Genomic DNA, 13096 nt, shown 5'->3' with positions numbered 1-13096 from the left:
CGCAGCGCGGCGCGGCCCGCCTCGACCGGGACGTCGAGCACGTCGTGGACGCGGCCCGTGGGGGTGACGAAGTTGGCGAGCGGCTCCTGAGCCGCCCAGCGCTCCACCCGCCCCGCGTCGGCGGTCGCCTGCGTCTGCCACCCGAAGGAGACGGGATGCCGGCCCGGCGTCGGGCAGCCGATCCGCACGCAGCTGCAGCCGTACCCCTCGGGATGGGCCGCGAGAGCGAGGGGGAACCCGGACGCTGCGGCGCCGAGGAGGAGTCGCGTCCGCTCCCTCGCCTCGTCGGCCGCGGCGTCCTCGCGGCCGTGCTTCCCGGCGCGCACCCTGCGGCGCATCCACTGCCCGAACCTGCTGTGACTCTCCATCTACCGCCTCACTCCGCGACCGGGACCCGGGATTTACGAGGGTACGCAGGCTGGCGCAGGCGCACCGAGAAATCCGCAGATCACCGAAGACCCGCCGCTATCCTCCCTCTTCGCCGGACGGCGCACCGAGGGGGGTGCACGCACCGGCTGCCGGGCGCCCGCGGCCGGCAGCCGCAGACTTTGGGGAGGGAACACGGTCCCGGCCGCAAAACTTCCCGGGCGGCCGCGTCCGCTCCGACGTCCGTGCGACGGCGCCGTGTTCACCGGTGGCTCACCGTTTTCCGCGACTCGGCGTCCGTATCTCGGCGAACCCGGCGCGCCCGGAGGGCCGTCTGACGCAGGATGTCCCCGTCCGGTGCACCCGCCAGCGAGGAGGCTTGCGCTTGTCCACCCCGTCGTCTTCCGCTCCGCTCACGTCGTCGCCCACCTCCGCGACGGCACTCACCCCCTTCCCGGCTCCCGCGCCTTCGCCCGAACTGGTCAGGGGGTACTCACCGCGGCGCTATCTGATGTGCCCGCCCGAGCACTTCCGCGTCGCCTACGCGATCAACCCGTGGATGGACCCGGGCAAACCCGTGGACACCGCGCTCGCGGTGGCGCAGTGGGAAGCGCTGCGGGAGCGCTACCGTGCACTCGGCCACACCGTCGAGGAGCTCGCCCCGCGGCGCGAACTGCCCGACATGGTCTTCGCCGCCAACGGCGCGACGGTGCTCGGCGGGCGCGTGCTCGGGGCGCGCTTCGCGCACCGGGAGCGCGCGGAAGAGGCGGACGCGCACCACGACTGGTACACCACGCACGGCTTCGCCGAGGTGCGCCCGGCGGAGCACACCAACGAGGGCGAAGGCGACTTCGCGCCCACCGCCTCCTGGCTCCTCGCCGCCCGCGGCTTCCGCAGCGACCCGCTCGCGGTGCAGGAGGCGCAGGAGTACTTCGGCCACCCGGCGATCGGCCTGCACCTCGTCGACCCGGCCTTCTACCACCTCGACACCGCGCTCTGCGTCCTCGCGGGCGACGAGATCATGTACTACCCCGGCGCCTTCTCGCCCGGCAGCCGCGCCGTCCTGCGGCGGCTCTTCCCCGACGCGCTCCTCGCGACGGCGGAGGACGCCCGCGCCTTCGGCCTCAACGCCGTGAGCGACGGCCACCACGTCCTCCTCCCCCAGGAGGCGTCCGGACTCGTCGAACCGCTGCGCCTGCGCGGCTACGAGCCCGTCCCCGTCCACCTCTCCGAACTGCTCAAGGGCGGCGGCAGCGTCAAGTGCTGCACCGCCGAGATCAGGGGGTGAACTCCCGTGCCGGGCCCCGCGATCGGGGCCCGGCTCACCGGTGCGGCCAGGCGTCGCCCCAGGCGGCGCGGCGCGCGGCCCGGTAGGCGTCGCCGTGGCGCTTGGTCACCGTGGTGCGGCGTGCCCCGTCCTCCGGCGTGCACAGGTCGAGGAGGACCTGGCCCTTGGGAAGCTGCGGGCGGCGGATGATCCGGGCCGGCCCCGGCTCCTCGGCGAGCTCGGGGACGACGGCGGCGACATAGCTGAACTTCTCGTCCTCGTACGGCAGTTCGCCTCCCTTGACGCGCCGGTGGATCGACGAGCGGGGGACGCGGACGCCGAAGTGGCACCAGTCCTCGCCGGGCACGAGCGGGCAGCGGCCGCTGTGCGGGCACGGGGCCACCACCCGCAGGCCGGCCGCGACGAGCCGGTCGCGGGCGTCGATGATCCGCAGGTAGCCGTCGGGCGTGCCCGGCTCGACGAGGACGACGGCGCGTCCGGCACCGGCCGCGGCGTCCACCACGGCCGCGCGGTCACCGTCGGCCAACTCCCCGAGCACGTACGAGACGGTGACGAGCTGCGCACCCGGCAGCCGCTCCCCCGGCACCTCGCCCCGCCGCCACTCGGCGCCCCGCACGGCGCCCGAGCGGGAGGCCGCGGCGAGCCGGCCGCCCAACTCCAGTGCGGGCCCGGCCCAGTCGAGCACCTGCGTGGAGCGCGGCGCCGGCGTGCCCGAGGACTCGCCCCAGACCGCTGCGGCGCCCCACACGGCCGCGCCCGTGCCGCCGCCGACGTCGAGGTGGTCGGCCGGCGCCCAGCCGGGGACCCGCGCCGCCAGCTCCCCGAGCGCCGCGGCGACGGCTCCGAACGTCGCCGGCATCCGGTACGCGGCGTAGGCGGCGGCGTCGGCGGCGTCGCGCAGCAGCGGGGTGCCCGGGCGGGTGCGTCCCCTGTAGTGGGACATGAGCCGCTCGACGGCGCCTGCCGCCTGCCGCGGCGAGAGCCCGTCGAGCTGTGCGGCGAGCGCGGCGCGGAGTTCTTCCTCGATCACCGGAGCATCGTAGTCAGCGCCGCGCGCGCCGCCCGCGCCCGCCCGGCGTACGCCTCACGACCGGACCGCGCGCGCCAGCAGCGTCCCCAGCCGGGCGCGCGGGGCGCTGTCGGGGCCGCGTCGGACGGGGTGGACGGTGTTGGCGAGGACGACGAGGAACGTGTCGGTCTCCGGATCGAGGACGACGCTCGTCCCCGTGAACCCGGTGTGCCCCGCGGCACGCCCACCGCTGAGCGGCCCCGCCAACTCGCCCATGAACCACGGCTGATCGACCTGGAACCCCAGCCCGGGCGGCGCCAGCAGCTGCGCCACGGAGGAGGGCGCGAGGATGCGCGCCGAGCCGTACGCGCCCCCGCTCAGCAACGTCCGGCACACCACCGCGAGGTCGCACGCGCAGGCGAAGAGCCCGGCGTGCCCGGCGACGCCACCGAGCGCGTGCGCGTTCTCGTCGTGGACCGCGCCGTGCAGGAGGCCGCGGTCGGCCTTGGCCCACGGGAGGCGCTGGTCCTCGGTCGCGGCGATGCGGCGCCGCAGGCCGCGCGGCGGGCGGAAGCAGGTGTCGGCGAGGCCGAGCGGCCGTGTGATGCCGTCGGCGACGAGGGCGTCGAGCGTGCGCGAGGTCACCGACGTGAGGACGTCCTGGACGAGGAGGAGGTTGAGGTCGGAGTAGCGGTACGGGGCGGTGCCCGGCTGCTCCAGCGGCGCCTCGTCCCGGACGCGGCCGCGGCGGCGCTGGGGCGGCAGGTCGTAGAGCGGGAGTTCGGGGCGCAGGCCCGAGGTGTGGGTGAGGAGGTGCCGCAGCGTGGCGCCGCGTGCCGCGGCCGAGCCGTCGGCGGGGGGCGGGGTCGCGGAGTCCCGGTAGGCGGCGACGGGCGAGTCGAGGTCGAGGGTCCCCCGCTCCTGCTGCTGGAGCACGGCGATCGCCGTGTACAGCTTGGTGAGCGAGGCGAGGTCGAAGACGGTGTCCGTACGCATCGGGAGCCGGCGCTCCGCCGGCAGCTCGACGCCGCGCCCCGCCTCCGGGTCCCACGCGGAGTACCGCAGCGCCCACCCCGCGGCGTGCTCCAGCGCGACGTACTGCCCGCGCCCCGCCACGACGACGACACCGGGCGCCCAGTCCCCGGCGAGCCCCTCCGCCTCCTCGGCGAGCGCCGCGAGGACGGCGCCGTCGAGCCCCGCGCGCTCCGGCGCGCTCGCCCGCCTCAGGCGCGCGTACGCCACGGCCTGCACAGTCCGAGGAACGCGGCGGCGGCCACCCCGAGCGACGAGAGCTGCACCAGCGCCATCGGCAGCGCCGTTTCCTCCCCCGCGACGCCGACGAGCGGCGAGACGCAGGCGCCGATGAGGAACTGCGCCGTACCGAGCAGCGCCGACGCAGAACCCGCGGCGTGCGGCGTCCGCATCAGGCCCTGCGAGTTGGCGTTCGGCATCACCAGCCCCATGCCCGACATCAGCACGCACAGGCCCACGGCGAGCGGCACGAGACCGACCGTCCCGAAGACCCCCGAGACCATCACCAGCAGCCCGATCGCCGCGCACCCCGTGAGGCAGAGCCCGAAGGCGAGCACCCGGTCGAGCGGCACCCGCCCGACGAGCAGCCGCCCGTTGATCTGCCCGAAGAGGATCAGCCCGACGGAGTTCCCCATGAAGAGGAGGCTGAACGTCTGCGGCGAGGCGCCGTAGATCTCCTGCACGACGAAGGGCGAGGCCGAGACGTACGAGAAGAGCGCGCCGAAGGCGAAGCTCCCGGCGAGGAGGTAGCCGGAGAAGACGCGGTCGGCGAGGAGGGCGCGCATCGTGCGGAGCGCGTCGGCGAGGCCGCCGGTGTGCCGGGCCGAAGGCGGCAGCGTCTCGGGGAGCCAGCGGAGCACCACGAGGACGAGCGCGAACCCGATCACGGTGAGGACGACGAAGACCCCGCGCCAGTCGGTGAAGCGGAGCACCTGCCCCCCGAGCACGGGGGCGAGGATCGGCGCGACCCCGGAGATGAGCATGAGGGTCGAGAAGAACCGCGCCATCGACAGGCCGTCGAAGGTGTCGCGGACGACGGCGCGCGCGATGACGATGCCCGCGGCGCCGCTCAGCCCCTGGAGCAGCCGGAACCCGAAGAGGACCTCGACCGTGGGCGCGAAGACGCAGGCGAGCGAGGCGACGACGTACCCCGTCATGCCGATCAGCAGAGGTCTTCGGCGCCCGAACCTGTCGCTCATCGGGCCGACGACGAGCTGCCCCACCGCGAGGCCGATCAGGCAGGCGGTGAGCGTGAGTTGGACCTGCGAGGCGGCAGTGCCGAGCCCGGCGCCGATCTCGGGGAGCGCCGGGAGGTACATGTCCATCGAGAGCGCGGGCAGCGCCGTCAGGCAGCCGAGGACGAAGGTCGCGAGCAGGCCGACCCTGCGCCCCGCGCGCTTCCCTCCCCGGGCGCCGCCCGTCGGCTCCTCGGTCCCCACCGGCGCCGCGGCCTCGTCCGTACGGTCCTCTCCCGGCGCGGTGCCGCTCCCGCGCGGGGCCCGCGCGGATATGCCCTCCGGCTCGTCCGCCAACGCGCCGCCGGCCGCGCCGCGTTGGGCGCCGGGCGGGGGCGTCCCGCCCGCCGGTGGTTCCCCGCCGCCGCGCGCGGCGTCCGCCGGCGCGGCGGGGCGGTGCTCGGCGGAGGGCTCGGGGCGGCGGGGCGGGCGAGCGTCGGTCATGCACCTCTCCTGAAGTTTTTACGGCACCGCACAGTCTCCCAGAGTCCGCCGGACACGGCTCGGTCGTTTCCGCCGGGAGGGTGTCCACCGGGCAACACCGTGCGGGAGAGGCGGAGTCGGACAGTCGGCGCAGCGCACGGCCGTATCCTTCCGACTTCGCACCTCGCTGCGGGGCGACCCGTGCCCCGCCCGTCCGTACCCGGTAGTAGGTTCGGGTCCGGCGCACGGACGCGGCGCCGTCCACGCAACGGAGCGAGCGAGGAGCCGAGTTGAGCGAGTCCACAGACCAAGGCGCAACCACAGGGCCGGGGTTCGGGAACTACCAGAACGAGATCTACCTCAACGGCCTCGTCGGCGAGGTCCCGCCCTTCACCACCGACCTCACCGCGCTCGGCGCCTCGGCCTCCACCCGGCTCGACAGCGGCGCCTACGGCTACCTCGCGGGCTCCGCCGGCTCGGGCGCCACCCACCGCGCCAACCGCGCCGCCTTCGAACGCCACCGGCTCGTCCCCCGCATGCTCGCCGACGCCGGCGACCGCGACCTGTCGACCACCGTCCTCGGCACCCGCGTACCGGCCCCCGTGCTGCTCGCGCCGCTCGGCGTCCAGTCGATCATCCACCCGGACGGCGAACTGGCCACCGCACGCGCCGCGTCGGCGCTCGACGTGCCCGTGGTGCTCTCCACGCACTCCTCCCACAGCCTGGAGGAGGTCGCCGAGGCGGACGGCGAGGGCCCGCGCTGGTTCCAGCTCTACTGGCCCAACGACGACGACGTCTGCGTCAGCATCCTGCGCCGCGCTGCCGCCTCCGGCTACTCCGCGCTCGTCGTCACGCTGGACACCTGGACGCTCGCCTGGCGCCCGCAGGACCTCGACCAGTCCTACCTCCCGTTCCTCCGCGGCATCGGCACCGCCATCCCCTTCTCCGACCCGGCGTTCCGCGCGCTGCTCGCCGAGCCGCCCGAGGAGAACCCCGAGGCGGCGGTGCTCGCCTGGGTGTCGATGTTCACCGGCCGCGACCGCCCCTGGGACCGGCTGCCCTTCCTCCGCGAGCACTGGGACGGACCGATCGTCCTCAAGGGCGTCCTGCACCCGGACGACGCGCGCCGTGCCGCCGACGCCGGGATGGACGGCGTCGTCGTCTCCAACCACGGCGGCCGCCAAGTCGACGGCGCCGTCGCCGCGTTGGACGCGCTGCCCGAGGTCGTTCGCGCCGTCGGCGACCGCACCGAGGTGCTCTTCGACTCCGGCGTGCGCACCGGCTCCGACGTCCTCAAGGCGCTCGCACTCGGCGCCCGCGCGGTCCTCTACGGCCGCCCCTACGCGTACGGCCTCGCACACGCGGGCGAGGACGGCGTCCGCCACGTGCTGCGCAGCCTCCTCGCCGACCTCGACCTGACCCTGGGCCTCTCCGGCCACCGCACCCCGAACGAGCTGACGCCCTCCGACCTGTGGTGCTGACGCCCGGGGGCGGCTTCGGCTCGGCCACCGCGTTCCGCGACCGCTTCCGCCGCGTCACGGGCGTCAGCCCGCAGGCGTACCGCCGCGCCTTCGGCTGACGCCCGGGGCACCCGGGACGACGACCCCCGCGCCCCGGGTACCATGGTCGACACGGCGGACGAGCCGGCCGGGCGGTCGCGTCGGACCCACCTCGCGTGGGCCCGCCGAGGAACGTCCGGGCTCCACAGGGCAGGATGGTGGGTAACGCCCACCCGGGGTGACCCGCGGGACAGTGCCACAGAAAGCAGACCGCCGGGGCCGTACCCGTACGGCACCCGGTAAGGGTGAAACGGTGGTGTAAGAGACCACCAGCGCCCAGGGCGACCTGGGCGGCTAGGTAAACCCCATCCGGAGCAAGGTCAAGAGGGGCCGCGTACGCGACCCTGCGTGAATGCACGAGGGCTGCCCGCCCGAGTCCACGGGTAGACCGCACGAGGCCGGTGGCAACACCGACCCCAGAGGGATGGCCGCCTCCCCCGCCGCCGCGAGGCGACGGGGAGACAGAACCCGGCGTACAGGCCGACTCGTCCGCCACTGCCTGCTTCACCTCGGTGAGAACCCTTGGTCTGTGACAGCCCGCATCCCTCCAACTGCCGTCCGCTCAGCCCCCTGAATCCCGCGAAACGGCCTCCAAGAACTCCCGCACGGCGCGCGGCGGGGCCTTCCCGGCCCAGACCGCGGTGAGCGGGCGGGAGATCCGGAAGTCGCGGACGGGGATGCGTACGAGTCGGCCGGCGCGCACGTCGTCGGACACCGCGAGAGAGCTCAGCGCGCCCGGGGCGACGCCGCCCATGACGGCGCTGCGGACGCCGAGAGTCGTCGACAGCACGGCCACGGGCTCGGCCGCCAGCGGGAAGCCCGCGTCGGTGAGGGCGTCTTCCAGGGCCTGACGGGTGCCGCTGCCGAGTTCGCGCAGCACCAGGCCGGTATTCGCCAGCTCGCGGGCCGATACGGGTGCGCTGGTCACCCACCGGTGACCGCGCTGTACCACGAGGTCGATCGTGTCGTGAGCGACCACGACAGACCCGAGATCCGCCGGGACGGTCGGTGTCTCGATGAATCCGAGGTCAGCGGTCCCGTCACGCACGGCCTCGACAACGGCGCTGCTGTTCGCCGCCGTGAGCTGACCGATCGGGCCGTCGTCACCGAGAGCGCCCCGCCATCGGGCGATCCATTCCGGCAGGAGGTGCTCGGCGATCGTGAGACTCGCCGCGATGCGCATCGTCCTGCTGCGGTCGGTGCGGAGCGACTCGACGGCGTTCGCGAACTCGTCCGCCGCCGCCAACAGCGCCGTCGCCCAGCCCACGACCAGTTCGCCTGCCGGGGTCAGACGGGAGCCGCGGGCGGAGCGCACGAGCAACCGGACACGCAGCTCCCTCTCCAGGGCCCGGATGCGCAGGGACACGGCCTGCTGGCTCACGCCCAGCCGCACGCCCGCCGCCGAGATGCTGCTCTCCTCGGCGACGACCGCCAGAGCACGCAGTGCCTCCAGATCGGGCTCGTTGCTCATCCTCCTCCTCCGGACACAAGCGTAGCTTGTGGCCTGCACGTCATCTGCCTCTACCCGTGCACAATGCCCGGCGCAACGGTGGATGCATGACTCATACGCAGTTCGAAGCGACCGCGCCCGCGGAGCGCACTCGGCTCGTTCGGCTCCGTTCTCTGCTGCCGGGGCTGGTGCTCTGCCTCGTCGCGGCCGGGGCGTCCTACGGGCTCGGTCTGCTGCTGCCGGGCGTCAGCCCGCTGATCATCGCGATCGTGCTCGGTGTGCTCCTGGCCAACGCCGTGCGGATGCCGGCCACCGCCTCGGCCGGCATCGACTTCTCGGCGAAGAAACTCCTGCGCGCGGGCATCGTCTTCCTCGGGCTCCAGCTCGTGCTGACGGACATCCGCGACCTGGGTACCCCGATCCTGCTCGCCGTCGCCTGCATCGTCACCGGTGGATTGCTCGGCACCGTCCTCCTGGGGCGGCTGCTGGGGGTTCCGCCCGGGCTTTCGTTGCTGATCGCGTGCGGGTTCTCCGTCTGCGGCGCTGCGGCCGTGGCGGGAGCGGCAGGAGTGACCGACCCGGACGACGAGGCGGAGGAGGACACGGTCACCGCCGTCGCGCTCGTAGTGATCTTCGGAACGCTGATGATCCCGCTCGTGCCGCTGGCCGCGAACCTGCTCGGGCTCGGCGGGGAAAGCGCCGGGATGTGGGCGGGAGGGGCCATTCACGAGATCGCTCAGGTCGTCGCCACGGGGGGCGTCATCGGCGGTGGGGCGCTCACCGCCGCGGTCGTCGTCAAGCTCGCCCGCGTGCTGCTGCTCGCCCCCGTCGTGGCGACTCTCAGCGTTCGGCAACGCCGGCTCAGCCGTACCGCCGAACCCGGCCGGCAGACTTCGCGCGGGAAGTTGCCGCCGATCGTCCCGCTGTTCGTGGCCGGCTTCCTCGCCATGGTGCTCCTGCGCTCGTTCGTACCCCTGCCGGAGGCCGCGCTGACGACAGGCCGGCTGCTGCAGACCGGTCTGCTCGCGGCCGCCATGTTCGGGCTCGGCTGCGGCGTCAAGATCCGAAACCTCATCGAAGTGGGAGTCAGGCCCTTCGTCCTGGCGGCGCTCTCCACCCTCCTCGTGGCCACCCTCGCCTACGTCGGAATCGTCCTCGCGAGTTGAACCCGACCGTCGCGGTCGGCGGCTGGTCGGCCCCGTCGGCCGACCAGCTACCGGATCACCGCTGCTCCGTCGACACCCACGGTCGCGATCCCGAGCTGCGCACCGGTCGAGGTGAGCCCTGATGCCCGGGACGGTCTCTCCGAGCGGCCGGGCCAGCAGCCGACGGGACACCGCCGCACACGCCGTGATAAACACTCAACCCACACAGACCAGTTGAGCCCTGCGAGGGGGGACGTCATGGACGGTATCGACACCACACACGCCCACTCGGCGCGCATATACGACTACCTCCTCGGCGGCAAAGACTGGTTCGCCGCCGACAAGAAGGCCGCGGAACGTCTGCTCTCCCTGGGACCCACCGCCAGGGTCGGTGCGAGGGAGAACCGCGCCTTCATGCACCGGGCGACCCGCGTCCTCGCCCGGGAGTTCGGCATACGTCAGTTCCTCGACCTGGGCACCGGCATCCCCACCGAGCCCAACCTGCACCAGGTCGCCCAGGAGACAGCCCCCGACAGCCGCGTGGTCTATGTCGACAACGACCCGCTCGTCGTCGAGTACGCCTCCGCCCTGATGAACGGCACCCCCGAGGGGGCGACCACCTACATGGAGGCGGACGTGCGTACCGAGGACGTCCTCACCGCCCCGGAGGTCGCCGACACCCTCGACCTGTCCAGGCCGGTCGCGGTGTCCATGGTGGCCCTCCTGCACTTTCTCACCGACGACCAAGCCACCACCCTGGTACGGCGGACCGTGGACAGCCTCGCCCCCGGCAGCTTCCTCGTCCTCGCCCACAGCTCGTCCGACTTCGCCGACCCGGAGGCCGTGGAGACGTTCAACTCCGCGTACGGAGAGGGCACCGCCACCCCCGCGCTCCGCTCCCGCCAGGAGATCGACCCGTACTTCGACGGCCTCGAACTCCTCGATCCCGGACTGGTGGTGGCGCACCGGTGGCGCAACGAGGAGCTTTCCGACCTCCCCGACGAGCAGGTCTCCGTGTACGCCGGCGTCGCACGCAAGCCGTGAGAACGGCGTGATCGCAGCCCCTTCCCTCGCGGCGTCCCCCTCCCGGCAGCCCGGACCTCTCGCCCGACCCGGCCTGAAAGCGCGCCGAGAGCCTGTTACGGGCTGAGAGTTCTCAAGCCGTGGCGCCCGTCACGAGTCCGAGCGCCTCCCGTTCGCGGTGCACGTCAGCGACGAATTGCTCGACCTGGCGCTCGACCTCGTGCGCGGGAACGCGACGCTCGGCCGCCAGCAGCTTCCCCACCTGGTCCGCGAGGGAGGCGGCCGCCCGGGAGTCGAGGAACCGTGCCGGGATCCGGCGCTCCAGTACGTCGGTCACGGTCTGTGCCACCTCGTGGCGGACTGCGTGGACCGCCTCTGCCCAGATGTACGGGAACAGGGGGCTCCTTCCCGCGCCAAGACTGCGGCAGCGTCTGACGCGCCTCGGGCTCAACCCCCCAGTTCCGCCACCGCGTAGCTCTCCTTCACGAAACGCAGATGGCTCCAACTGTCGACGTCGCTGACGCCGGGGAGAGCGCGCACTCTCTCCAACGTCTCGGTGAGTTGGCCGTGCATGAAGGTGCGCACCGTTGCCAGCAGGTCGAAGCGGCCCAGGGTGCGGGCGAGGAAGCCGATCGACGGTGTGGCGAGCAGGGCGCGGCTGACCTCGCGGTGGTCGCCGGCGAGGCGGACACCGAGGCCCATGGCGAGTTGGTGGTCCTGCCCCGACTGACGGACGAGGGCGCCGACTCGGAGGACCTCGCCTTCGAGGAGGCGTACGACGCGGCGGCGTACGCCGGCCGGTGACAGGTCGACCAGGTCGGCGAGGTCCACGTACGAAGCGCGGCCGTCGTCCTGGAGGGCGCGGAGCAGGGCGATGTCGACGTCGTCCACCTCGTGGGTGACCTCGCCGACCGGGCCGATGACGTCGCGGAGCACCTCGGTGTAAGGGAGCGTCTCGACGGCCCGGACGCCGGGCAGGGAGCGGAGTTCGCTGACCACCGCGTCGATCTGCAGCGCTGAACCGGCGCGGATCTCGGCGATGACGGGCGCCTGACCGCTGGTCAGCGAAACGAAGGGCACGTCGTCGCGCGCGGCGATCCGGGCGGCAACGGGCTCGGCACGGCCGGTGACCGTGAGGCTGGCATAGGCGAGGGACCCCCGGCCGATCACCGCGGGGTGGACGACGCCCCGTATCTCCACTTCGCCGGTGGAGAGCAGACGTTGCATGCGGGACGCCACCGTGGAGCGGGACAGCCCGGACCGGCGGGCGATCTCGCGGTGAGCGAGCCGGCCGTCGGATTTCAGCAGTTGAATGATGGCTTCGTCGGCCATGTCCATGACGCCCCCCGCGGAAATTTCCTCGAAGTCGGTTTGGCAGTTCCCGCCCGCCAAAACATACAGACGATCTCCAACTGCGGCCAGAAGTAACGCTTGTCGGCTGCTCCTACGAACCATTCATGACTCGTTCCGCAGCGGCCACGAGCGAACTGCTTGCCAGATAAACCGACCCTCCATATGGTCTCGCCAACTCGCTGCCGGACGGAGGGTCGTCGCCAGGACTGGCTCCGCGCTCGCCCGGCACTCCGGCCCGACCTGTCTGAGGAGCCGACCGTGCCAGAAGCAACAGCGGCGCCCCCGAAGGACCATCAGAAAACCGAGACCGGGCTGGCGCGCAACGCGCTCAGCCTGCCGGAACTCGTCTTCACCGCCATGGCGGCCCTGGCGCCGCTGACCCTGGTCGCGGCCGTCATGCCGCTGCACTTCTTCGTCGGCGGAGCCGCGGTGCCGGGTGGCTACCTGGTGGCGGCCGTCGTCATGGGCCTGTTCGCCGTCGGGTTGACGACGACCATGCGCTACGTCCGCAACACGGGGGCCTTCTACGCGATCATCACGCGCGGACTCGGCAAGGAGGCGGGCTCGGCCGCCGCCCTGCTCGCCGTCATGGCGTACAACGCGCTGCAGATCTCGACCTACGGAGCCCTCGGCCTCTACGCCGGCGACGTCGCCAGTCGGCTCTTCGGCATCCACGCGCCCTGGTGGCTCTACGCCGCCGTCGCCCTCGCGCTCGTCGGCATCCTCGGCTACCGCGGGATCACCGCCAGCGCGAAGGTGCTCAGCATCGTCCTCGCTCTGGAAATGGTGGCGTTGACGGTCCTTGCCGTCGCGATCTTCCTCGACGGCGGTCCTTCGGGCTTCTCCTTCGAGCCCTTCTCGCCCTCGGCGGTGCTCGACCCCGGGAACGGCGCGATGTACGGGCTGATATTCGGCGCTTTCATGGGGTTCGAGTCGACGGTGATCTACTCCGAGGAGACCTCCGGCGGAGCCCGTACCGTGCGACGCGCCACGTACGTCGTCGTCGCGGTCATCGGGCTGTTCTACGCCGCCATGGCCTTCGCCGTCGTGACCGCCTACGGCGCCGACGACATCGCGGGCGCGGCGGGCGACAGCCCCGCCGACCTCGTACTGACGCTCTTCGACCGGTACTTGGTCTCGTGGTTCGGCGAGGTCGTCACGCTCCTGCTGCTCCTCAGCGCCTTCGCGGCGCTGCTCGCCCTGCACAACGCCA

The 13096-nt window shown here is 73.1% G+C and carries 12 protein-coding genes, 1 other RNA gene and 1 pseudogene; 7 read left to right on the top strand and 7 right to left on the bottom strand.

What is annotated here, in order from left to right:
* On the bottom strand, nt 1-368 hold a 368-nt coding region (locus tag UWG_RS0108445), incomplete at its 3' end, for a bifunctional DNA primase/polymerase (RefSeq protein WP_016906766.1).
* A 476-nt stretch (nt 369-844) separates the two neighbouring features.
* Between UWG_RS0108445 and ddaH the strand changes: the two genes are divergently transcribed.
* Nucleotides 845-1654 (top strand): dimethylargininase, encoded by an 810-nt coding sequence (ddaH, locus tag UWG_RS0108440; protein WP_337459921.1) that lies wholly within the window; start codon nt 845-847, stop codon nt 1652-1654.
* Between the two features lie 34 nt (nt 1655-1688).
* Here the strand turns inward: ddaH and UWG_RS0108435 are convergent, their stop codons facing one another.
* Genes UWG_RS0108435 through UWG_RS0108425 form a run of 3 tightly spaced genes read right to left on the bottom strand, consistent with a single transcriptional unit; the run spans nt 1689 to nt 5374 of the window.
* The gene (locus UWG_RS0108435) at nt 1689-2684 is read right to left on the bottom strand and encodes a small ribosomal subunit Rsm22 family protein (RefSeq protein ID WP_016906764.1); all 996 of its coding nucleotides are present in this window, start codon (nt 2682-2684) and stop codon (nt 1689-1691) included.
* A gap of 54 nt (nt 2685-2738) precedes the next feature.
* Nucleotides 2739-3914 carry a serine hydrolase domain-containing protein gene (locus UWG_RS0108430; protein ID WP_016906763.1) on the bottom strand — a complete coding sequence of 392 codons (1176 nt, stop codon included), beginning with the start codon at nt 3912-3914 and terminating at the stop codon, nt 2739-2741.
* Nucleotides 3887-5374: a multidrug effflux MFS transporter gene (locus UWG_RS0108425; protein WP_016906762.1), complete on the bottom strand. Its 1488-nt coding sequence runs from the start codon at nt 5372-5374 to the stop codon at nt 3887-3889. The genes UWG_RS0108430 and UWG_RS0108425 overlap by 28 nt, the downstream gene beginning before the upstream one ends.
* Nucleotides 5375-5643: 269 nt before the next feature.
* Between UWG_RS0108425 and UWG_RS0108420 the strand changes: the two genes are divergently transcribed.
* The 3 genes and pseudogenes from UWG_RS0108420 (at nt 5644) to rnpB (ending at nt 7404) form a co-directional block, all read left to right on the top strand.
* Complete coding sequence (locus UWG_RS0108420; protein ID WP_016906761.1) at nt 5644-6834, top strand: lactate 2-monooxygenase; 1191 nt, start codon at nt 5644-5646, stop codon at nt 6832-6834.
* An 11-nt stretch (nt 6835-6845) separates the two neighbouring features.
* Nucleotides 6846-6932: pseudogene (locus UWG_RS33010) on the top strand (AraC family transcriptional regulator); the annotation flags it as partial.
* A gap of 60 nt (nt 6933-6992) precedes the next feature.
* An RNA gene (gene rnpB / locus UWG_RS31680) (RNase P RNA component class A) lies at nt 6993-7404 on the top strand.
* Between the two features lie 70 nt (nt 7405-7474).
* On the opposite strand, the gene UWG_RS0108410 is transcribed toward rnpB, so the two are convergent.
* Entirely contained in the window at nt 7475-8383 is a 909-nt protein-coding gene (locus UWG_RS0108410) for a LysR family transcriptional regulator (RefSeq protein WP_016906759.1), read from the bottom strand.
* 86 nt (nt 8384-8469) lie between these two features.
* Between UWG_RS0108410 and UWG_RS0108405 the strand changes: the two genes are divergently transcribed.
* Together UWG_RS0108405 and UWG_RS0108400 are read left to right on the top strand one after the other, a co-directional pair.
* Complete coding sequence (locus UWG_RS0108405) at nt 8470-9528, top strand: YeiH family protein (RefSeq protein WP_016906758.1); 1059 nt, start codon at nt 8470-8472, stop codon at nt 9526-9528.
* 237 nt (nt 9529-9765) lie between these two features.
* Nucleotides 9766-10551, top strand: a complete 786-nt coding sequence (locus UWG_RS0108400) for an SAM-dependent methyltransferase (protein WP_016906757.1) — start codon at nt 9766-9768, stop codon at nt 10549-10551.
* 112 nt (nt 10552-10663) lie between these two features.
* Here the strand turns inward: UWG_RS0108400 and UWG_RS0108395 are convergent, their stop codons facing one another.
* Nucleotides 10664-10981 (bottom strand): glycerol-3-phosphate dehydrogenase C-terminal domain-containing protein, encoded by a 318-nt coding sequence (locus tag UWG_RS0108395; RefSeq protein WP_237720031.1) that lies wholly within the window; start codon nt 10979-10981, stop codon nt 10664-10666.
* Nucleotides 10978-11862, bottom strand: a complete 885-nt coding sequence (locus UWG_RS0108390) for an Lrp/AsnC family transcriptional regulator (protein ID WP_237720030.1) — start codon at nt 11860-11862, stop codon at nt 10978-10980. Before UWG_RS0108390 ends, UWG_RS0108395 begins: the two co-directional genes overlap by 4 nt.
* A 279-nt stretch (nt 11863-12141) precedes the next feature.
* Between UWG_RS0108390 and UWG_RS29710 the strand changes: the two genes are divergently transcribed.
* A partial coding sequence (locus UWG_RS29710) for an APC family permease (RefSeq protein ID WP_016906754.1) occupies nt 12142-13096 on the top strand: 955 nt, incomplete at its 3' end.

The sequence above is a fragment of the Streptomyces xiaopingdaonensis genome (assembly GCF_000262345.1).
Lineage (GTDB): Bacteria > Actinomycetota > Actinomycetes > Streptomycetales > Streptomycetaceae > Streptomyces > Streptomyces xiaopingdaonensis.
This window is presented reverse-complemented; position numbering and strand designations above follow the sequence as displayed.